The 22,153-nt window shown below is 37.7% G+C and carries 23 protein-coding genes; 2 read left to right on the top strand and 21 right to left on the bottom strand.

The window, feature by feature from the left end:
• Positions 1-61: 61 nt before the first annotated feature.
• The 5 genes from LRP84_RS02700 to LRP84_RS02680 form a co-directional block, all read right to left on the bottom strand.
• On the bottom strand, positions 62-334 hold the full coding sequence (locus tag LRP84_RS02700) for a DUF3917 domain-containing protein (protein ID WP_230573668.1): 273 nt from the start codon (positions 332-334) through the stop codon (positions 62-64).
• Positions 335-534: 200 nt separating this feature from the next.
• Positions 535-1,533 carry a catabolite control protein A gene (gene ccpA, locus LRP84_RS02695; RefSeq protein WP_230573667.1) on the bottom strand — a complete coding sequence of 333 codons (999 nt, stop codon included), beginning with the start codon at positions 1,531-1,533 and terminating at the stop codon, positions 535-537.
• Positions 1,534-1,851: 318 nt separating this feature from the next.
• The gene (locus LRP84_RS02690) at positions 1,852-2,922 is read right to left on the bottom strand and encodes a bifunctional 3-deoxy-7-phosphoheptulonate synthase/chorismate mutase (RefSeq protein ID WP_098305471.1); all 1,071 of its coding nucleotides are present in this window, start codon (positions 2,920-2,922) and stop codon (positions 1,852-1,854) included.
• A 316-nt stretch (positions 2,923-3,238) separates the two neighbouring features.
• Positions 3,239-3,565, bottom strand: a complete 327-nt coding sequence (ytxJ, locus tag LRP84_RS02685; protein WP_230573666.1) for a bacillithiol system redox-active protein YtxJ — start codon at positions 3,563-3,565, stop codon at positions 3,239-3,241.
• Position 3,566: 1 nt separating this feature from the next.
• Complete coding sequence (locus LRP84_RS02680) at positions 3,567-4,070, bottom strand: DUF948 domain-containing protein (protein WP_230573665.1); 504 nt, start codon at positions 4,068-4,070, stop codon at positions 3,567-3,569.
• Positions 4,071-4,255: 185 nt separating this feature from the next.
• Between LRP84_RS02680 and LRP84_RS02675 the strand changes: the two genes are divergently transcribed.
• Entirely contained in the window at positions 4,256-5,371 is a 1,116-nt protein-coding gene (locus LRP84_RS02675; protein ID WP_230573664.1) for an aminopeptidase, read from the top strand.
• Positions 5,372-5,502: 131 nt separating this feature from the next.
• On the opposite strand, the gene LRP84_RS02670 is transcribed toward LRP84_RS02675, so the two are convergent.
• From LRP84_RS02670 to LRP84_RS02605, 14 genes are all read right to left on the bottom strand, one after another.
• Positions 5,503-5,712 (bottom strand): hypothetical protein, encoded by a 210-nt coding sequence (locus tag LRP84_RS02670; RefSeq protein ID WP_230573663.1) that lies wholly within the window; start codon positions 5,710-5,712, stop codon positions 5,503-5,505.
• A 70-nt stretch (positions 5,713-5,782) separates the two neighbouring features.
• A complete protein-coding gene (locus LRP84_RS02665) occupies positions 5,783-6,286 on the bottom strand; it encodes a DinB family protein (RefSeq protein ID WP_230573662.1) in 504 nt (167 codons plus the stop codon).
• 148 nt (positions 6,287-6,434) lie between these two features.
• Positions 6,435-7,010: a histidine phosphatase family protein gene (locus tag LRP84_RS02660; protein ID WP_230573661.1), complete on the bottom strand. Its 576-nt coding sequence runs from the start codon at positions 7,008-7,010 to the stop codon at positions 6,435-6,437.
• 39 nt (positions 7,011-7,049) lie between these two features.
• A complete protein-coding gene (locus LRP84_RS02655) occupies positions 7,050-7,460 on the bottom strand; it encodes a PH domain-containing protein (protein ID WP_230573660.1) in 411 nt (136 codons plus the stop codon).
• 66 nt (positions 7,461-7,526) lie between these two features.
• A complete protein-coding gene (locus tag LRP84_RS02650) occupies positions 7,527-8,078 on the bottom strand; it encodes a GNAT family N-acetyltransferase (RefSeq protein ID WP_230573659.1) in 552 nt (183 codons plus the stop codon).
• Between the two features lie 241 nt (positions 8,079-8,319).
• Positions 8,320-9,633, bottom strand: a complete 1,314-nt coding sequence (gene murC / locus LRP84_RS02645; protein ID WP_230573658.1) for a UDP-N-acetylmuramate--L-alanine ligase — start codon at positions 9,631-9,633, stop codon at positions 8,320-8,322.
• 213 nt (positions 9,634-9,846) lie between these two features.
• On the bottom strand, positions 9,847-10,968 hold the full coding sequence (locus LRP84_RS02640; protein ID WP_230573657.1) for a nicotinate phosphoribosyltransferase: 1,122 nt from the start codon (positions 10,966-10,968) through the stop codon (positions 9,847-9,849).
• Between the two features lie 61 nt (positions 10,969-11,029).
• Complete coding sequence (locus tag LRP84_RS02635) at positions 11,030-14,875, bottom strand: DNA translocase FtsK (protein ID WP_230573656.1); 3,846 nt, start codon at positions 14,873-14,875, stop codon at positions 11,030-11,032.
• Between the two features lie 206 nt (positions 14,876-15,081).
• Positions 15,082-15,480, bottom strand: coding sequence for a DUF3139 domain-containing protein (locus LRP84_RS02630; protein WP_230573655.1), 399 nt, complete (start codon positions 15,478-15,480; stop codon positions 15,082-15,084).
• 166 nt (positions 15,481-15,646) lie between these two features.
• The gene (gene ytpR / locus LRP84_RS02625; protein WP_154711143.1) at positions 15,647-16,261 is read right to left on the bottom strand and encodes a YtpR family tRNA-binding protein; all 615 of its coding nucleotides are present in this window, start codon (positions 16,259-16,261) and stop codon (positions 15,647-15,649) included.
• Positions 16,258-17,070 (bottom strand): DUF1444 domain-containing protein, encoded by an 813-nt coding sequence (locus LRP84_RS02620; protein ID WP_230573654.1) that lies wholly within the window; start codon positions 17,068-17,070, stop codon positions 16,258-16,260. The genes ytpR and LRP84_RS02620 overlap by 4 nt, the downstream gene beginning before the upstream one ends.
• 227 nt (positions 17,071-17,297) lie before the next feature.
• Positions 17,298-17,612, bottom strand: coding sequence for a thioredoxin family protein (locus LRP84_RS02615; protein WP_090918897.1), 315 nt, complete (start codon positions 17,610-17,612; stop codon positions 17,298-17,300).
• 283 nt (positions 17,613-17,895) lie between these two features.
• The gene (locus LRP84_RS02610; protein ID WP_230573653.1) at positions 17,896-18,405 is read right to left on the bottom strand and encodes a DUF84 family protein; all 510 of its coding nucleotides are present in this window, start codon (positions 18,403-18,405) and stop codon (positions 17,896-17,898) included.
• 51 nt (positions 18,406-18,456) lie between these two features.
• The gene (locus tag LRP84_RS02605) at positions 18,457-19,530 is read right to left on the bottom strand and encodes a M42 family metallopeptidase (protein WP_230573652.1); all 1,074 of its coding nucleotides are present in this window, start codon (positions 19,528-19,530) and stop codon (positions 18,457-18,459) included.
• A 143-nt stretch (positions 19,531-19,673) separates the two neighbouring features.
• Here LRP84_RS02605 and LRP84_RS02600 point away from each other — a divergent pair, with 143 nt between their 5' ends.
• Positions 19,674-19,985: a PepSY domain-containing protein gene (locus tag LRP84_RS02600; protein ID WP_098306792.1), complete on the top strand. Its 312-nt coding sequence runs from the start codon at positions 19,674-19,676 to the stop codon at positions 19,983-19,985.
• 128 nt (positions 19,986-20,113) lie between these two features.
• Here the strand turns inward: LRP84_RS02600 and LRP84_RS02595 are convergent, their stop codons facing one another.
• Entirely contained in the window at positions 20,114-21,265 is a 1,152-nt protein-coding gene (locus tag LRP84_RS02595) for a thiolase family protein (RefSeq protein ID WP_230573651.1), read from the bottom strand.
• The gene (locus LRP84_RS02590; protein WP_230573650.1) at positions 21,262-22,134 is read right to left on the bottom strand and encodes a 3-hydroxyacyl-CoA dehydrogenase family protein; all 873 of its coding nucleotides are present in this window, start codon (positions 22,132-22,134) and stop codon (positions 21,262-21,264) included. Before LRP84_RS02590 ends, LRP84_RS02595 begins: the two co-directional genes overlap by 4 nt.
• Positions 22,135-22,153: the final 19 nt, after the last annotated feature.

Below are 22,153 nucleotides of genomic sequence, written 5' to 3'. Positions count from 1 at the left end.
CGATTGGTTCAACTAACCATCAGTGGAGGATGAAAAAAACCTCACTGACGGAAGTTTCACTTTATAGCGTTTCTGAATTTGTATGAATAAACAAAATAATACCTGCGACAAGTAAAATAATAATAGCGCCTATAAATAATGTAGTGGAAAAAAACACAAAACTGTCATGTATTTGTTCTCCAGCACTTTCTAAAAAAATCGAAGTAACGTATGTGATTAGGGCTATCCCTGCCAAAACACCACCAGGAATAAAGCGTCTCATACCACTCTGCTTTAACGTCATATAAGCGAATATAGCCGTCACACAAAGCGTAATTCCCCAAAGAATTATCATTTCATCTCCCCCTCACATCGTTTTATCCGCTATTCACGAACAGTATGATCTCCCACTGATGGAAGTTTCACTTTATAATCATTATACATTAGAAATAGTGGTAAAGCGAAACTTCCATCTAAAAACAAATGTCACAGTGACTATTGAACTCTTTACAAAATAAAAAACTCGTGGTTGTATTTCCACGAGTTTTCTCCTTATTACTTTGTTGAATCTCTAAACTTAATACTGTGCGGTAAGATAACCGTATGATCTTCTACTGTTTCTTTGTTCATGTATTTTGTTAATAAGCGCATTGCAACTGCTCCGATGTCATACATTGGTTGTACAACTGTTGAAAGCTGCGGGCGTACCATAATTGCAAGACGCGTATTGTCAAAACCAAGTACTTCTAAATCGTTTGGCACGTTTAGACCTTTATCTTGAGCTGCATGAATCACACCTAATGCCATTTCATCAGAGGATACGAATACTGCTGTTGGCTTTTCAGCAAGTTCCCATAGCTTATCTAATGCTTCCATACCTGAATCGTATGTATAATCACCGTCAACAACAAGCTCTTCGTCGTAAGCAATACCAGCTTCTTCTAATGCTTGTTTATATCCTTGTAATTTTTTTGCGCTGCCTGCTTTATCAACATAAGGACCAGTTACGAAAGCAATGCGTGTATGACCTTGCTCTAAGAAATGCTTCATTGCATCATATGCTGCTTGTGTGTAATCAATATTTACAGATGGTGTAATGTTTTGCTCATCAAACGATGCCGCAAGTACGATTGGAACAGGAGATTTTTTAAATTCCTCTACATGAATGTCTGTAATATCTTCTCCCATAAATACGATGCCGTCTACTTGCTTACCAAGCATTGTATTCAATAAATGGAACTCTTTCTCTTTGTTTTGGTCAGAGTTACTTAAAATAATATTATATTTGTACATTGTTGCGATATCTTCAATACCACGTGCAAGTTCTGCATAAAACGTGTTAGAGATATCTGGAATAATAACCCCTACTGTTGTTGTTTTCTTACTTGCTAATCCTCGTGCTACTGCATTTGGACGGTAGCCAAGGCGCTCAATCGCCTCTAGTACTTTCTTTCTTGTTGTCGGTTTTACATTTGGATTGCCGTTCACAACACGTGATACTGTTGCCATTGAGACATTTGCTTCGCGCGCTACATCATATATTGTTACGTTCATCTTTTCACACACTCCTTTATAAAATTTATCTATATACTATGTATCGGTTAACTTGAATGAAAAAAAAGACATCCACTCTACTTGAAGATGTCACTCCCGAGCCCTTTTACTAATGATACGATACAAATAAGGATTGAGACAATATTTTCCCGAAAAAGTTTCGAAAAAATTTGTTCCTTTTCTTATATTTTCATATTTTAAATAGAAAAATACTTATTTTCGAGAAAAAAATCTATGCAGCATTCAGCTACATAGATTTTGAAGCCATTCTTATCCCACATTAACGGCAGTAAGACCCCCACTGATGGAAGTTTCACTTTATCTCATACGAAATGCTTTTAATTCGTTCATAAATGCATTAAATTCCGGAATATCCATTTGCTGCGCTGAATCTGAAAGTGCTACAGCTGGGTCAGGGTGCACTTCTGCCATAATCGCATCTGCTCCGATTGCCATCGCTGCTTTTGCAGTTGGCAATAATAAATCACGGCGTCCTGTCGAATGTGTTACATCTACAACAACCGGCAAGTGCGTTTCTTTCTTTAAGATTGGTACAGCAGAAATATCTAATGTATTTCGCGTTGCTTTCTCGTACGTACGAATGCCGCGCTCACATAAAATAATATCGCCGTTCCCTTGTGCAATAATATATTCTGCCGCATACATAAACTCTTCAATCGTTGCGGATAATCCTCGTTTTAATAATACTGGCTTATTGACAGAACCAGCGGCTTTTAATAGCTCAAAATTTTGCATATTGCGCGCACCAATTTGAATTACATCTACGTAATCAAGCGCCATTTCAATATCATTTGGATTTAAAATTTCACTAATTACAGCTAAATCATACTCATCTGCTACTTGGCGTAAAATTTTCAACCCTTCAACACCAAGACCTTGGAAATCATATGGTGATGTACGCGGTTTAAATGCTCCGCCGCGCATAAGTTTTAATCCTTGTTCTTTCATTGCTTCCGCTACTTGACGAACTTGCTCATAACTTTCAACTGCACATGGCCCCATAATAAAGTGAGCATTGCCATCACCAATTTTTTCACCTTTAATATCAACAATCGTATCATCTGACTTTTTCTTACGAGATACAAGAAGTGCTTTACGATGATCATCTTCTTGCAATTCTAAACCTGTTTTAAAAATTTGTTTAAATAAATGTTGAAGCGTTGATGTTTCGAATGGTCCATCATTGTTTTCTGCGATTAAATCGAGCATTTTACGCTCGCGTACTGGATCAAAACGTTTCACACCTTGTACTTCTTTTAATTTACCAACCTCTTGTACAAGACGACCGCGCTCATTTAATAATTTTAAAATTTGCAAGTTTTTTTCATCAATTTGAGAACGTAAACGATCTAATTCCTGTGATGCCATAATAAAGCCACCTCTTTCAAAATTTATATGTATATTAATAAAAAGATATAAATATCATCCATAAGATAACTTATTATATATGATACATATGCGGATGTCACTTCATACACTTCGCATTAGATTACGTATGGAATCGTTATTTTTTCTTAATTTAATCGTAAAACGCATGGTACGTCAATATTATTTTCAAAAAATTAAAAAAGCAAGCGCATTTGCTTGCTTTCCCTTATTTTATCCCGCTACTTTTGGGCAGTAAGACCCCGATTGGTTCAACTAACCATCAGTGGGGGATGAAAAAACCTCACTGATGGAAGTTTCACTTTATATTCTCTTGTAACGCTTGCTTTGTAATTTTCCAATGCGATGCATGCCATAGCACTTTACCATCTTTTATGTATAATACTTGCGGTGATTCATGTCTAATTTCAAAATGCTCGGCAACCTTATTTGAAACAGGACGTGCATCTTGCACATATAAATAATATGCCGGCACAGCTTGCTCTTCACTGCGATATTCTTGAAACGCTGTGAAAGCACCGTGGCTAATTGGACATGTTGTACTATGTTTAAACAATATATATGGCCCTTTACTTGCTGTTACTTCTTCAAATTGCTCCATTGTTTCAATCTTCGTCATGCTCATTTCATTCGCCTCTCATTCGAATCGGAAGTCGCGGTAATTTCTTTTCCTTCTTCGGTTTTTTCTCTGGCTTTTCAAGCTGCTCTACTTCATCCTCTTTCTTTTTTGCACGAAAGCGATTATACACATCAATGACCGCATTACTCCATTGCACCACTTGTGCTACTTTATCTGCATTATTTTCTACTTGATCTGCAACAGAATCAGAAACGCTGCGTAGTCTTGTGTTTAAAGAATGAATCGTTGTTCCAATTCCCTCTACACCTTCCACAACTTTATTTAACGATTGTGATTTCTGTTGAATATCTTCTGCTAATGCATTTGTTTTATGAAGAAGCTGCTCTGTTTCTACAGTAATGCCCTGCATTTGTTTTTCAAGACCTTCCATCGTACTTGCTACATTTTCTAACGTTTTTTGGACAGATACTAAAGTCTTACATACATATACAACTAATACGGCAAACGCAATTGCGATAATGGCTACACTGACGTATAAAAGAATTTGCATACGAATCACTCCTTTATCTTTTTATGCTTTTTTCTATTATACAATCATTTTCCGTTTCATTCTAATTGTTCCATATTTCGTATTAATTTTCATATTTGTTTGGCAACTGCAACATAAATTATTAAACAAATTCAGACAAGTAGGTTACAATAAGTAAGGATACACATATAAGGGAGGCTTTACATATGAAAGACCCACGTATTGAAACATTAGCAAAAAATTTAATTAATTACTCTATTCGTTTGCAAAAAGGCGAAAAAGTATTAATCGAAAACTTCGGCTTACAAAAAGAGCTTGTAACAGCACTTGTAAAAGCTGCATATGAAGCTGGTGGTTATCCATTCGTACTATTAAAAGATCATCAAGTAGACCGCTCTTTAATGATGGGCGCAACAGAAGAACATTTCGAGCAAATCGCTGCATATGAAGCAAGCGTAATGAAAGATATGGATGCTTATATCGGCCTTCGCTCTGGTGATAACGTAAATGAACAAGCTGACGTTCCAAGCGAACGCATGAAAATTTACGGCAACACAGTAGGTAAAAAAGTACATAGAGACATTCGTGTTCCAAAAACAAGATGGGTTGTACTTCGCTATCCAAACGCTTCTATGGCACAGCTTGCAAAAATGAGCACAGAAGGCTTTGAAGACTTCTACTTTGACGTATGTAACTTAGACTACGCTAAAATGGATAAAGCGATGGACAATCTTGTTGAGTTAATGAACAAAACAGACAAAGTACGTCTTGTTGGACCTGGAACTGACTTAACATTCTCAATTAAAGACATTCCAGCAATTAAATGTGCTGGTCACTTAAATATTCCAGACGGCGAAGTATACTCTGCGCCTGTTCGCGATTCTGTTAACGGTACAGTTTCTTACAACACACCATCTCCATACAACGGTTACATGTTCGAAAATGTAAAACTTACATTTAAAGACGGTAAAATCGTTGAAGCAACTGCAAACGATACAGAACGCATTAACAAAATTTTCGATACAGATGAAGGCGCACGCTATGTTGGTGAATTCGCAATTGGCGTAAACCCATACATTTTACATCCAATGGGCGATATTCTATTCGATGAGAAAATCGACGGCAGCTTCCACTTCACACCAGGACAAGCATACGAAGATGCATGGAACGGCAACAACTCTAACATCCACTGGGATTTAGTATGTATCCAACGCCCTGAATACGGCGGCGGAGAAATTTATTTCGATGACGTATTGATCCGTAAAGACGGCCGCTTCGTTGTACCTGAATTAGAAGCATTAAATCCTGAGAACTTAAAATAAGATAGAGAAAGTGAGCACAGGTTGCTGTGCTCATTTTTGTTTTTCAACATGAGGTTCGTTAGCGGAAATTATATGTATTATAAAGAATCAATAGAATCTTTAGACTCACGTAATGATAATCCTAGATCTTTCTAGGCTTTTTGAATCGCTCTAATTTTCTCTCCATCTTTAACTAACTGATGGATCTCTTCATTGCTTACATGCTCTGGAACACCCACTTGTTTAGCTATTTGCTCTAATTGATTTTCTGTTCGTTTTACTCTTTTATTAATTTGATTGATACGATCTGAAATATAAATGACACCGAAAAAAACAAATGCAGTTATAACCCAAGAATTCATATTTATTTCTCCCTTGCTTCTACATTACAAGCTAAATACAAAATAAAGGTACTCTTTTCCTAATAGAGAATTACTTCTTATACAAATAAAGACCATAATCTTGCATAACGGAAGCGTGACCTTGTTGTCGTAACATAGCTGCGATATTGCCACGGTGATAAGATCCATGAGTAACAACGTGTAGTATAGATTCAGAAATAGAAGTTGTAAGTAAACCAGCATATGGATTATCAACTACTATTACCTTTTCCATATCTTCTTGAACACTTAGAAAGTCTGTATATTTCCTTGATAAATCGAAAAATATGCTCTCCATTTCCTCGATACTTTTTGACTCTGTTTGCTCTATTAATTGATTTACTAATTCGAATGCTTCATTCATACTTTTACCAGAAATCACATCTAACCATAAGTGATCGGTGAGATAGATATGAGATAACGCTTTTGATATAGAAGGAAAAATACTCTGCATTTCCTTGGTGTAAACATCCTGAGACAGTTCTTTTAATCGATCAATCATTTTTTTAGTCGCCCACACATGGTAGTCATACATTTCTAATGTGGAATTTATCATATTTCACATCTCCCTTTTCCCTACATTCCAATCAAATAACAGCACTGAGAAGACCCCGAAAAAGATTGTGTGATGAAATTAGAAGAAAGCAGAGATAAGCAGATAAGAGGGAGCTTTACTTTAAAAAGCGTCAATCCCTCTTTTTCCTCTATCCCAAATGTACTGTGCAATTATATAGTTCTGAATCCCAACCATTCTTTGCTTTTATAAGTTTAGTTAGAGACGTGTTTCTCGGAGATTCTACCATATTTAAATGCGGTACTAGTTCCTTTAGAAGATGTCTAATGAATGCACCATGACTAACAATTAATATATTCCTGTTATCATGTTTAGATGCAATCTCCTCAATTACCGAAAGACCTCTTGTGATTACACTATCAGCACTTTCAATTCCTAAATCTAGCTCTCTCCAATTCTTTCCCCATTTTAAAACTCGCTCTTCTTCCGTTGTCCCTTCAATCTGTCCTCCGCCTGCTTCACGAAGCCTAGGTTCCAAGTAAATTGGTATATTCGCAATTTTTTCTCCTATAATTTCAGCAGTTTGCTTTGCTCTTAATAGATTACTAGAATATATGAAATCCCAATTCTCCTTACGCAAGCGCTCTGCAAGTTTATACGCATCTAATATTCCATCTTGATCAAGGGAAATCTCTGAACTCCCCTGTGCTCTTCCTTCTTTATTCCACGGTGTACTTCCGTGACGAATTATACCTATTTTAGTCATAGTAAAACCTCCATCAGCTTCTCCCTGAAAATATAATACTCAGTCTTCTATTCTCACATAAGGACTTCCTTGCAAAAGCAGCTCCATGAACTTTTCTTTCTCTTTTGGCATTGTAATCATATGTACTTCAAAATTACTACCGTACGTGATTTCTAAGCTTTTATTGTTTTTTCCAACAAATCGCATAGCACGAATGCTTACAGTCGGAATTTTCTTCTTTGTTAGCCAATGCCCTGTTATTAATTCACCATCAACAACTTTATGCTGAAATACAAACATTTCAGAAATGGGAATAATATTTGCAGCTAGAAATAAGATTCCTGCTGCAAGTCCCGTCAGCCAACCTTTCTCGTTCAGCATAAATGATATAACGGGAGAGATTACGACAAGTAACAGCATAATGACAGTAAACAGTATCATAACTGGATTTTTTTTCACGTAAAACTCCATCTTTATCACTCCTTATCCATATTATACCATCAATTGTTGATAAATTCAGAAAAAAGAAGCGTCATTTTAAACGCTTCTCTCCCTCCATTCTCTCGCTAACATACTATACACCGCAATGTCCTGAAAATGATTATATAACCATTCTCCCTCACGTATAATTCCATCTAAGTGAAAACCTAACCGCTCTGGAATTGCACGGCTCTTTCGATTTTTTACTCCGCAATGAATTTCAACCTTATTTAATTCTAATTCTTCGAAAGCATAACGAAGTGCAGCCTTTACACTTCGCGTCATAATTCCTTTTCCACTTGCTTCTTCCACAAGATAGTATCCAAGAGTTGTCGCCTTCTTCGCCCAATCCACCGGATGAATCCCAACCATCCCAACGAGCTTTCCTTTATAGCGTATACCTGCTTCAAAACCATTCCCATCTGCGAAGTTATGCAGCCACATTGGAAAGAATTCATTGTACCCTTCAGCTGATTTCGTACGATCCACCCATGGAAGCCATTCTCGTAAATATTCTCGGTTGCTGTCCACTAATTCGTATAGTTCATCTTTATATTGCCTTTCTAATAATTGTAATGAAATTTCATCATCAACACGTAGTGTAAACATTTTCCTCTCCCCTTATTTTTTCTTATTATTCTAACATTTGAAATTACAATTTTTCTAAAAAAAAATAACAATTCAAAAGGAAACTCTTTTTTAATTGTTTAATACAAACAGCTCTGAGGAACAAAGAATGCCTGCAATTGTATACATCATATCCCCCTAACTTTCACTCTTCCATCTTATGGATTAGAGCTAACTTTAAGTCAACAAAAAAATGACGTGCTAATTGCACGTCATTTCTACCTTACTTCTTCTCCGCTACTTGTACTTCCTTCGCATAAGCAGCTTCAAATTTTTGAATATCACCAGCGCCCATAAAAATAAGTACGCCGTTTTTATGTTTCTTTAATGCTTCTGTAGTCATAACTGTAATAAGCTCTGCACCATCAATGCGTTGCTGCAGGTCTTGAATCGTTAATTCTCCTCTATTTTCACGAGCAGAACCAAAAATATCACATAAATATACTTGATCAGCCTTACGTAAACTCTCTGCAAATTCATCTAAGAATTTTTGTGTTCGAGAGAATGTATGAGGCTGAAATACTGCTACAATTTCACGCTCTGGGTATTTCTGACGAGCAGCTTCAATTGTCGCATTGATTTCTGTTGGATGATGTGCATAATCATCAATAATCACTTGCTCGCCCATTTTCTTTTCATTGAAGCGACGCTTTACACCACCGAATGTTGTTAACTGATGTTTCACAACTTCGACATCAATGTTTTCATAATCACAAAGAGCAATAACCGCCAATGCATTTAGCACACTATGATTGCCGTAACCTGTAATTTGGAACGTTCCATAATACGTATTACGAACAAAGACATCAAACACTGTACCATCTGTTCTTTTTTGAATATTACGTGCTTGGAAATCGTTATCTTCACCAAATCCATAGAAAATAACTGGTACTTTCGCATGAATTTTTTGAAGTTCTTCATCATCACCACACGCAATAATACCTTTCTTCACTTGCAGTGCCATCTCTTGGAACGCATTAAATACATCATTAATGTCTGCAAAATAATCTGGATGATCAAAATCAATATTTGTCATAATTGCATAGTCTGGATGATATGACAAGAAATGACGACGATATTCACACGCTTCAAATACAAAATACTTACTATCTTCTACTCCAAGTCCTGTTCCATCACCAATTAAACAAGATGTAGGGTTTGCTCCTTGCATCACGTGAGATAACAAACCTGTCGTTGATGTTTTTCCGTGAGCACCGGTTACAGCAACACTCGTATACTTACTCATAAAGTCGCCTAAAAAATGATGATAACGATAAATAGGTAAATTTAATTCCTTCGCAGCTTCAATTTCCTCATGCGTATCTGGGAATGCATTTCCTGCGATAATCACTTGTCCTTCTTCAACATTATTCTTATCAAAAGGCAGGATAGAAATCCCACGATTTTCCAATGCTGTTTGCGTAAAAAAACGTTTGTCTACATCAGAACCTTGAACAGTATGCTTCATATCATGTAAAATTTGCGCTAAAGCACTCATCCCTGTCCCTTTAATTCCCACAAAATGGTAAACTGTCATCTTAAAGAACCTCCAACATTTCGAACTATTCCAACGGTCTATCTATAAGACAGTATATGATTTTCTTTTTATTTTGGTAATCATCTCGAATTTCTTATAATCACGTTCATGCTCTCTTTTAAATCCACAACAAACTTATTATAGCAAAAAACAATCCGTTATACTATGATAACAGAAAAACTGATAGGGTCAATTCCCTATCAGTTTTTCCTCTTATTCCTCATTTTCTCTTGCTTGCAATTGAACACGCTCTAAGCGTGGATTTGGACGATATTTACGTCCTGCTTTCGCTTCCGGTTTTTCGTTCAATTCTACGTTATCACCTGTGAAGCCAATATTCATTTTTAATAAGCTGCTGCCAACGCCATAAATATCAACAGGAACATTTTGTGCTTCAAACTCACGGATACGTTTTTCATCAAATCCGCCGCTCACTACGATATTTACATGCTGGAATCCTTCGTCATCTAATGCTTTGCGAAGTGCAAAGATAAGAGACGGATTCACACCGCGCGGATCAAATGTACCAAGCACTTCCGGATGACGAATGAAGTATTGATCAATCATCGTACGAGATGTATCTACACGTACTCCTTTTAGCTCTGATCCAAATTCATGTGCCACGCGAAGCGCATCTGTAATCACATCGTTATTGTAATCAATTAGTACAACTAACTCATCTTCTGGGAACTTTTTATGGTATGCTTTTGCCGCTTCCACAACATCACCGTTAAACATTTGAATTAAAGCGTGAGGCATTGTTCCCATGCCGCTTCTACCCCACCATTCATTCATCGCATGCGTTGCTTGCGCGCTCATGCCACCGATATAAGCCGCATAACCATCACCAGCTTGTTGCGTATAATGATCATCACGATCACCCATGAAAATAACAGGCTTCTCTTTCTCACCGCTGCGCGCAGCTTGCACAACATTATACACATTTGTTGCAACAGAAGTGCGGCGTCCTAAAATGCCATCTATTACACCTTCTAAATAACCGAAATACTCATACGGTCCGCGAATTGTTAATACTGTTTCAAACGGATTAACCTGATCCCCATCTTTTAAGGAATAAATTTCAAGCTCTTCAGGATGCTCTGCAAATGTTTGTAATAAAGCAAGTGCTTCATCTGTTCCGCATAATACAGCATGTTCCTTTTGGAAAAACTGCATTGTCACAACGCTTCCTGGTCGAAATTCTTTAATAATATCACGAGTTTTTAAGAAATAAACCGCAGAAAACCAACCTTCGCCAACGCGCTCATCAAACTTGAACGTCTTATTTGTTAGTCGATTTATTTCACCTTGTAATTTTAATTCGATTTCTTTCATGTCGCTATACTCCCTACTTTACTATCCAGCGTTTTCTCTTAGTATACAGCAAAACCTTTTCTTATACATGTATATCCTGCATTGCAGCAAATTCATCTTCTGTAATGAGGACGTCTCTTGGTTTTGTTCCGCGTGCTTCTGAAATAATCCCTTGCGCTTCCATGTCTTCAATAAGACGAGCTGCACGATTATACCCAATTCGGAATCTTCTCTGCACAGAAGACGTGGATGCTCCCCCTTGTTCTACAACAAATTGACATGCCTCAAAGAACAACTCATCTTCAGATTCTTGCTGTTCTGTTTTTGCCAATAGGTCTTCTTGATGGAATAAATAATTTGGCTTCATTTGACGTTTCGCATGCGCAACAGACTTTTCAATTTCTTCATCTGAAACGTATACTCCTTGCACACGAACCGGTTTTGATGTTCCATTATCTAAAAATAGCATATCACCACGGCCAAGTAATTTCTCAGCTCCGCCAATATCAATAATTGTACGTGAGTCTACTTGCGATGACACTGTAAAAGCAATTCGCGTTGGAATGTTCGATTTAATCAACCCTGTAATAACATCTACAGATGGACGCTGCGTCGCTACTAATAAATGAATTCCACACGCTCTTGCTTTTTGGGCAATCCGGCAAATCGCTTCTTCCACATCACCCGGTGCAACCATCATTAAATCAGCCAGCTCATCAATAACAATAACGATATACGGCAACGTCTCGCCTGGAATTTCTTGTTCGTTCATAATTGTATTGTAACGCGTTAAATCACGCGCACCTGCATGCGCAAACAATTCATAACGACGTTCCATTTCCTCTACTGCCCACTTTAATGCCGCCGTCGCCGCTTTTACATCCGTAATAACAGGCGCAACAAGGTGCGGTACAGAATTGTACGGCGCAAGTTCAACCATCTTCGGATCAATGAGCATCAGCTTTACTTCGTGTGGCTTCGCTTTATATAAAATACTTGTTAAAATTGCATTAATACATACACTTTTTCCTGATCCCGTTGCCCCAGCAATTAAACCGTGCGGCATTTTTCGAATATCCGTTACAATCGGTGTCCCTGAAATATCAAGACCAAGTGCGACTGTCAGCGGCGATTCGCTTTTCGTAAACACTGGGCTTCGTAAAATTTCACGAAGAAATACAGCTTTGCTCTCTTTATTCGGCACTTCAATTCCAACTGCATTTTTCCCTGGAATTGGCGCCTCAATTCGAATATCACGAGCAGCTAAATTTAGTTTAATATCGTCACTTAAATTCGTAATTTTATTTACTTTCACACCAGGTTCTGGCTGCACTTCAAAACGAGTTACAGCTGGCCCTTGCGTCACATTCACCACTTTTGCACCGACATGGAAATTATGGAATGTCGTATTTAACAGCTCTTTTTGTTCCTCTAACCACTCAGCATCATGTGCCGCCGGATAACTTGGGATATTTAAAAGTGCTAATGGTGGAAACTCATACGTTGGCGGTGCCTGTAAAACATTACGAATATCTTGTTTTGTTTCTACAACAACTCGATGCGTCATCTCTTCTTGCACTGGTTGTTTCACTGCTGGCGGTTCAATATTTTGTTTTTGCTCAGTCACATTGTGTGAGGGAGCCGGTTGTGATGGCATTACTACACGGCGCTTTTCTTCTAACATCCGTTTATCTTGCTTCAACATCACTACATTAAACGGAACGAAACGTTTCTTCTCGCGGTTTGGTTCTTTCGTTGCATCTACTTTGGACTGCTCTGTTTTTACTTTAGTCTGCTCAGCAACTGCATTTTGTTTTTCCTCTGTTTCTCCTATTAATGTGTTTGCAAAGCTTTGTACAGCTTGCTGTGTTTGTTCTTCACTTTGTTCATGAACGAAATTTTCAGTTACTATTGCTTCCGCTTCAAGTACTTCTTCTTGTATATTGGATTCTTCCATTTCTGAAGATAACTCTACTGCTTCCACTTCCTTAGATTCAAGCGGTACTTCTGTTATTGAAGCTTCAAGTACTTCCTCTTGTATATTGGACTCTTCCATTTCTGAAGATAACTCTACTGCTTCCGCTTCCTTAGCTTCAAGCGGTTCTTCTATTATTGAAAATGCTTCCTTGAACTCTTCAGCCTCAAGTACTTCTTCTTGTGTATTGGATTCTTCCGTTTTTGAAGATACTTCCACTACTTCTATTTCCTTAGATTCTTCAACTTCAAATGTTTCTTCTTGTACATCCGATTCTTCCGTCTCTGAAGATAACTCTACTTCTTCTGTTTCCTTAGGCTCTTCAGATTCTTGTGCTTCTTCTTGTATATCCGATTCTTTTATCTCTGAAGATACTTCCACTACTTCTATTTCCTTAGGCTCTTCAGATTCTTGTGCTTCTTCTTGTATATCCGATTCTTCCATTTCTGAAGATACTTCCACTACTTCTATTTCCTTAGGCTCTTCAGATTCTTGTACTTCTTCTTGTATAACGGATTCTTTTATCTCTAAAGATACTTCCACTACTTCTATTTCCTTAGGCTCTTCAGATTCTTGTACTTCTTCTTGCATAACGGATTCTTTTATCTCTGAAGATACTTCCACTACTTCTATTTCTTTAGGCTCTTCAGATTCTTGTGTTTCTTCTTGTATATCCGATTCTTCTGTCTCTGAAGATAACTCTACTTCTTCTATTTCCTTAGGCTCTTCAGATTCTTGTACTTCTTCTTGCATAACGGATTCTTTTATCTCTGAAGATACTTCCACTACTTCTATTTCCTTAGGCTCTTCAGATTCTTTTGCTTCTTCTTGCATAACGGATTCTTCTATCTCTGAAGATACTTCCACTACTTCTATTTCATTAGGCTCTTCAACTTCAAATGTTTCTTCTTGTACATCCGATTCTTCCGTCTCTGAAGATACTTCCACTACTTCTATTTCCTTAGGCTCTTCAGATTCTTGTGTTTCTTCTTGTACATCCGATTCTTCTGTCTCTGAAGATAACTCTATTTCTTCTGTTTCCTTAGACTCTTCAGATTCTTTTGCTTCTTCTTTCATTTCAAATTCTGTCTTCACAGCAATAGGTTCAGGTAATTCATTTTCACCTTGAGACGCAGCTGTTTCACTTTCAAATGAATAAATTTGCTGACTAGAATCTTCCTTTAACACAACAGCATCTTCGGACATATTTGCCTGTTCTGTATCACGATTATGTAGCACCGTTTCATCGAATGTTGTTTCATTTTTCTCTAACCATGTATCAACAACAGACTTCTTAACTACCGATCCCTCTTGCATTGCATCGGCTTCGATTTGTGTAGATTCTACTTGATTTTGTTCTGGTAGAACATCTTGTGATAAACCGTAAACTGCATAGCCATTCTTCTCAAACCACGCATCAACAACTGCTTTTCCTTCTATTGATATCTCAATATCTTCTTGTTGTTGTTTCTTACTTTCAGTATGTTCTTGTCCCCCTACTTCTGGGCGTTTATATCCAAAAATCGGAGAAATCATTTCTGTTGGACGAAACGGTCTTCGGTGACTTTCTTCTCCAGAAGTAGACTTTGCTTTCGTTACCTCTTGAATAATCGGTTCAATCTGTGTCTCTTCTATCAGTTCAATCTGTGTCTCTTCTACTCGTCTTGATTGGCGTCGTTCTCTAATCGGTATTTCTTGTATAACGCGCTCCTCTCTCCGAGGCGATTTCATTGTGTTCTCCTCAAGTCCTCCGTCAGGAATTAATGGAAAACGAAAATTCCCACTTGAATATGGCTTGGACACTTGCCGCTCATCTTCTCGTTTATCAGAGTAGTAGTTTACACGAGGAATGTGAGAAGTAACCTTTGTCTCTACAGAATTTTCTGCTTCTATCCATGTTGTTGCTTCATTTTCTTCCTCTTTTTTAAAAAGCTTTTTCATCCAATCTAGCATGCTTACCACTCTTTCTACTAAATAGTAACACCCTTTATTGTATCAGCATTCGGCAAAAAGTGCAGATGAAATTGCTTTCATTTTATTTACAGAAAAGTGAAAAATATTACGAGATAAAAACTGTTTCAATCGAAAAAGGAGAATCACTACATTAGATATCAAAATAAAAAACTCATACATAAAAAAAGTCCGTCTACCGGACCACTTCAATACATTTTTATACAAGTTCTCTCCATATGTTTACGTTTAGAATTAAATTCAACCTCCCATACCTCCCATGTTCCTGTATCGTGATTATAATATTCACAGTGTTGTAAAATACGATTGTCCTTTCGATGCTTAACGTATATATATGTTACGTTCTGCTCGTCCTTAAATACAACCTTCGTAATGGTTCCTTCAATGCAGTCAGTATTCCGTTTCATGTTATATGTTGATTCTATAGAAAGAATCTCATCTTTTTTATATCCCTTCTTTTCTAAATACAACCTTGTATCTCTCTCCATTACATATTTACTAATAGGATTACCGTTAAAAGCAACGTAAAACAAAACAGCGATAGCAGCAACGATACTAAGAAGTGATATGACAATTATTTTTTTCATACAATCCCCTACCCTTAAAGTGTAATTTTACACTTTATAATATTGTACGGAGGATATGTATATTCCTTTTTTAATGAAATTCTTTACGAAGAAAATATATAACCATAAAAAAATAGCCTCATTAACAATGAGACTATTTTTCATCCCGCTCTAACGGGCCATATATTTAAAATTTAAACTCTTGTCCAACTTCGTAGCTGTCTTCAAGTACAAGAATTCCTTTTTCTTGTGGAGCATCTGGAAGCTCTAATTCACGTGCTGAGCAAATCATACCTGAAGATGGAATACCACGAAGCTCTGCTGGTTTAATTAACATACCGCTTGGCATTACCGCACCGATTTTCGCAACAACTACTTTTTGACCTGCGTCAACGTTTGGCGCACCGCATACGATTTGTAATGTTTCTGTCCCAACTTCTACTTTACATACATTTAATTTATCCGCATTTGGATGTTTTTCTTTTTCTGCTACGTAACCAACAACAAATTTTGGAGAAAGATCCGCTTCTACTTTTTCTGTAAAATCGTTCTTTGCTAAAATTTCATTGATTTTTTCAACAAGCTCTTTCGTTAATGTAAGATTGCCTGTTTCTGTTACTTCCATATAAGAAGAAGCATTAAAAATGTTGAATCCTGCTGTTACATTACTTTCACGATCGAAAACGCGCGCTACATCTCCTTTACGCTCAAATGTACGGTTTTCTAATGTAATATCTTGCAGGGCAACAATTAATGTATCCCCAATACCTTCAAGGTTATAAAAAACGTTCACTTTGTTCATCCTTTCTCTTTTTCACTTCGTTCCTTCCGATTTTTCGCCAAAATAAAGATTGGTTCGAAATTACCATCTTCATATACGAATGAAAGTGATGTAATCGGAACATGACCTTCTGCAAAAAACTTCATTGTCATTTGTGCAATAATATCATAACCGATTTTGTTCTCGATATCAGCAACAATTAATACATCTTGGTGTGGAACCGCAACAACCATATCACCTGAAATTTGTTTACGCATCTCTCGTAATAATGAATCGTTTAAAATACGGCTTGCGTCATAGCCGTCATTTGTATTTAAGAAATAAAACGTATTTCCAGCGACTTCGTCTCGCTTAAAATCAGCACTTAAAGAACGAACGTTGAACAATGCCATTTCACGCACTTGTTCTTCTGTCATTCCAAGTTTTTGCAACAAACGCTGATCAATAAGGCGATATGTTTTATCTGAATCTAATGCATAGTAAATACGTGTTTCTGCTGTATGCTCTGTCATGACAAACGGATTTCCTTTTTCCGCTTCTTTCGGAAAGGACGTTGAACGAATGACCGGCAAAACTTTCGCCGTACTTTTTACTTCTTTATGCATCGCAACAAGTGCTTCTTCTATGTAATATACAACTTCGTCAATTGCCTTCTCTTTCTTTACCTCCCACTTCGCTACGATACCCGGAAGAGAAACCGTGATTCCCTTTTCCGTATCTGTCTGTTCAATGCGAAGTGTCTCCTTTTCACTATCGTACTGAAAACTCCACTCTGCTCTTTCAAGGCGCTTCATGAGCTCGTCTTTCATCTTTTTACTCGTCATTTTCATATGATGTACCTCCCTTCCGAAAAAAACAACCTCCACATGTGAAGATAGAGGTTGTTTTTCGCATTGTAATTGGCTGGAAACAGCTTATCCCGCTATTCGCGGGAGTAAGACCCCTACCTCAAGATTCAAAGAGAAACGAGGAAAATAGGGAGGATAACTACCCGTAAAAGCCCAATTGGTTCAACTAACCATCAACGGGGGAACCCCCCACTGACGGAAGTTTCACTTTATTTTAACCCTTCAATAAACTCTTCAATTTGCTCTTGTGTTTTACGATCTTTGTTAACGTAACGACCAATTTCTTCTCCCTTATTGTAAGCGACAAAGCTTGGAATACCAAATACGTCTAATTTGATGCATAGATCGATATATTCATCACGGTCTACATAATAGAAAGAGAACTCGCTATATTTTTCTTCTACTTCCGGCATAAATGGATCAATAAAACGGCAATCCGGGCACCAGTCTGCTGAGAATAAAAAGATCACTTTCTCTTCGTTTTTCAATTCTTGAAATTGCTCCATGCTTTCTAATGATTTCATCTATTATTCCTCCCTAAAAAGAAGTGTATATTTACTAATCTAATCTTAATTTATATATAAATCCATTTTGATTTATCAACATATAAGTCGCTGCTATGCAGATTAAAACATGACCTGCACTCGCTTTCCACCTTTGTTTTAACCCTTGCATGTGGCAGGAAAAGGCCCTGACCGCTTCTATGCATGGCCAGATGCTCTCGCCCCCCTAAAAAGAAAGAGGGTTTTTATGTCGTTTTTTTAATTTGTATTTATATACTACCATACATGAAGTACGGTGCAAGGTTTATGCTTCATTTCTGTCATACATATATTGTCCAACTAATAGCTTCACAACATGCACAAACAAATCCGTTCGATCTACGTAATTGTTTGTAAAAATGCCGATTGCTCCTTCATGGCTGCGAATGTCATGCCGCTTTGTATAGTCATCCATCACTTCACTTAATTCTTTTCCTTCTTCAAGAGGCTGAATAAATTCATCTGGCAGTCTCATACGTGCTCCGCCTGCGGTAAATAGCTTTCCTTCTTTCGTTGCTAAAGCACCCCAGTTACACATAAACAAGCCGTGTTCTGTGTGCATCACACCGCCTTCTAAACCAATTCCAATATCTGCTTTTCCTTCTGCTAATGCTAATTTTGCCCGGTTACTTGCCCCTTGCAGCGTTTCTTCATCAGAAAACGGCTGCGCTGACACATGAGATGGTACAGACAATGAAATCATTTCAGCATCTGGTAACACTTGCTGAGCAGCATTTACTTTCGTTTTATTTTTTGATCCGACTGCTACTTTCACTGTTAAACCTCCTAATTTAAAAAGAAAAGGCCGCATTTGGCCTTTTCCATATTAAACATTTTGTTTAATTGTTTCAAATGTTGTTTTATCTGTTGCTTTTACTAAATGAATCAGCAATTCTTTCGCAGCTGCATAATCATCGATATGTAAAATCGAAGCATGTGTATGAATGTAACGAGCACATACACCAATAACAGCTGATGGTACACCAGAGTTACTTGTATGTATGCGTCCTGCATCTGTACCACCTTGTGATACGAAATATTGATACGGAATGTTATGCGTTTCTGCTGTATCTAAAATAAATTCACGAATTCCACGGTGTGTTACCATAGAACGATCATACAAACGAAGCACAGCACCTTTTCCGATTTGACCAAACTGTGTTTTATCTCCTGATGCATCGTTTGCTGGGCCTGCATCTAACGCATAAAAAATATCTGGCTGAATCATATTCGCTGCTGTTTGTGCACCGCGAAGGCCGACTTCTTCTTGTACAGTTGCACCGGAATATAGCGTGTTTGGTAATTTTTCATCTTTTAACTCTTTTAACAATTCAATCGCAAGGCCGCAGCCATAACGGTTATCCCAAGCTTTCGCCATAATTTTCTTTGGATTTGCCATTGGTGTAAACGGACAAATTGGCACAATTTGTTGACCAGGTTTCACGCCAATTTCATGCGCTTCCTCGCGGCTATCTGCACCGATATCAATTAGCATATTTTTTATATCCATTGGTCTCGCACGTTGTTCGTCACTTAATAAGTGAGGAGGAACAGAACCTACTACACCGATAATTGGTCCATTGTCTGTCATAATTTGTACGCGCTGCGCTAGTAACACTTGGCTCCACCAGCCGCCTAATGTTTGAAAACGAACCATTCCGTTTTTCGTAATTTGCGTTACCATAAAGCCAACTTCATCCATATGACCAGCTACAAGAACGCGCGGTCCATTTTCGTCACCCTTTTTTAAGCCGAAGATACTTCCTAAACGATCTTGCACAATCTCATCTGAGTATTTACTCAGTTCTTGCTTCATAAAACGACGCACATCATGCTCAAATCCAGAAGCTCCTTGCAGCTCTGTTAACGTACGAAATAGCTCCATTGTCTCTTTATTCATCGCGTTATCCTTCCTTCAATCCAATAATAGAATCACTCTTTTTATTGTAACGAAATTTTCGAAATCTTTCTAGTTTCTTCTTTTTTCATGTAAATTGATTTATAATTATGAAGATGAACTTTTTATAGGATAGAGGTGAATACATGAACTGGAAAAGCTTATTAGCTGGTGTTGGTATAGGTTTTGCGGCTGGATATGTTGTTGCAAATAAAGTACAAGAACAAGCACACATTTCTTCTGAAAAAGCATTAAAAATGGTGAAACAAGCATTAAGTCATAAAGGTGAAATTACAGGTTCTTGGGTCCATATGGTCCCAGAGACGTTTGAAAAATATGATGTTACTTATGATGTATACCGTGGTGGTATTACAACGTTATTACACGATGTACAAGAACGATTTGAATTTTTAGTAGATGCAAAAACAGGTACAATTTTAGAAGTAAAAGTTGCTTAATTAAAAGGGTGCAGATTCATTTCTGCACCCTTTTAATTATCACATCAATATATCGGCGTTTTTTATGATATATCGACCATTCAACACAACATAACGGCGAGTCGACAATATATGACTTAAATTTACTGTTATATTCTCTCAATAATTGTTGCCGTTGACATCCCGTGTCCAATACAAATCGTAAGCAACCCGTATCTTCCATTTCTTCTTTCCAGTTCATGGAGAAGGGAAGTCATCAATTTCACACCTGTTGCTCCAAGCGGATGCCCTAATGCAATAGCACCGCCATTGACATTCACCTTATGTAAATCTGCTTCCATTTCTTTTTGCCATGCAAGAACAACGGAAGCGAATGCTTCATTAATTTCTACTAAGTCCATATCATGAATCGTTAAGTTTGATTTTTGCAGTACTTTTTTCGTTGCTGGAATAACTCCAGTAAGTCCCATTGTAGGATCTGAGCCAACAACAACTTGATTCACAATTCGCGCCCGTGCTTTATATCCTAGCTCTTTCGCTTTTTCACTGTCCATTAAAAGAATCGCTGCTGCTCCGTCACTAATTTGACTTGCATTTCCTGCTGTAATCGATCCGTTCTCCTTGAACACAGCCTTTAAATTTGCTAGTGCTTCAAGAGAAGTATTCGCCCGCGGCCCTTCATCATTTGTAACTAGTATTGCATTTCCTTCCTTATCTATTCCATTTACAGGTACAATTTCTCGTTTAAAATGACCTGCTTCTATCGCATGTAGTGCGCGTTGATGACTTTCAAAGGCATAGCTATCTAGTTGCTCTCTTGTAATTCCATATTTTTCAGCAATCATTTCTGCTGATACACCTTGATGTACAACTTCATATTTCGCATGAAGACTACTCGGAATTGTATTTGCATTGCCATCGCTTAAAATTGGCACTTTCGTCATATGCTCAACACCAGCAGCAATGGTAATATCCATATCACCAGATTTAATTTCTTGCGCCGCAAAATGGATCGCTTGCTGTCCCGAACCGCAAAGACGGTTAATCGTTACGGCAGGAACTGTAATCGGAAAATTTGCTTCTAGCGCGGCAAGTCTACCAATATTAAAACCTTGCTCCGCAATCGGCGTCACACATCCCATTACAATATCTTCTACGATTCCTTTTTCGATATTTGCACGTTTTGTTACTTCATTCAGTGCAACTGCTCCAAGTTGTACTGGATGAAGTTCACGAAAAGCACCGTTTCTTTTTCCAACTGGAGTACGTACCGCTTCAACAATAACGACTTCTCGATTCATATTTTCTCTCCCACTTTCCCTTTTTGATAATCATAGAACCCTTTTCCCGTTTTCCGGCCAAGATGTCCTGCCTCTACAAGTTTTACAAGTGTTTGCGGAGCGCGGAATCTATCACCAAACGCTTCGCTTAAGCCTTGACTTGCAAATAGCATCGTATCTAATCCAACATAATCCGCTAACTCAAACGGACCCATTGGATAATTCAAGCCGAGTTTAATTGCTTTATCAATTTCCTCTTTACTTCCTACTCCTTCTTCATACATGCGCATACACTCTAACAAATGCACTGCAATTGCTCTTGAAGTGACAAATCCTTGCACATCTTTCACAACAACTGTTTCTTTTCCAATCTCTTCTGCTAATTCTTTCACTGCTTGTATTGTATGTTCCTCTGTATCAACCCCTTTCACAATTTCAATGAGTTTCATAACAGGCGCTGGATTAAACCAATGCATCCCTACTACTTTCTCTGGATGGTTTGTCGCACTTGCAATCGCCGTTACACTTAATTCAGATGTATTTGTCGCAAGAATAGTAGCCTGAGAAGCATAGCTATCTAGCTGTTTAAAAATCTCTTTTTTCAACTGCAAATTTTCAGGTGCAGCTTCAATAACAAGTTCTACATCTTTACATGCTTCATCTAACGTAATCGTAGAAACAATATTAGCTAGAATCTGCTCTTTCTCTTCTTCACCCATACGCCCAGCTTTTACAAAGCGATCTAAACTTGTGGTAATCGCCTTATATGCTTTTTGTAAACTTTCTTCCGATACATCATACATTTTCACACACTTTCCGCCCATCGCTAATGCTTGGACAATACCGCCTCCCATAATTCCGGCACCAATTACTGCAATATTTTGAATCATCGTTTCTCCTCCCATTCCT

This window comes from Bacillus rhizoplanae (assembly GCF_917563915.1).
GTDB classification, from domain to species: domain Bacteria; phylum Bacillota; class Bacilli; order Bacillales; family Bacillaceae_G; genus Bacillus_A; species Bacillus_A rhizoplanae.
This window is presented reverse-complemented; position numbering and strand designations above follow the sequence as displayed.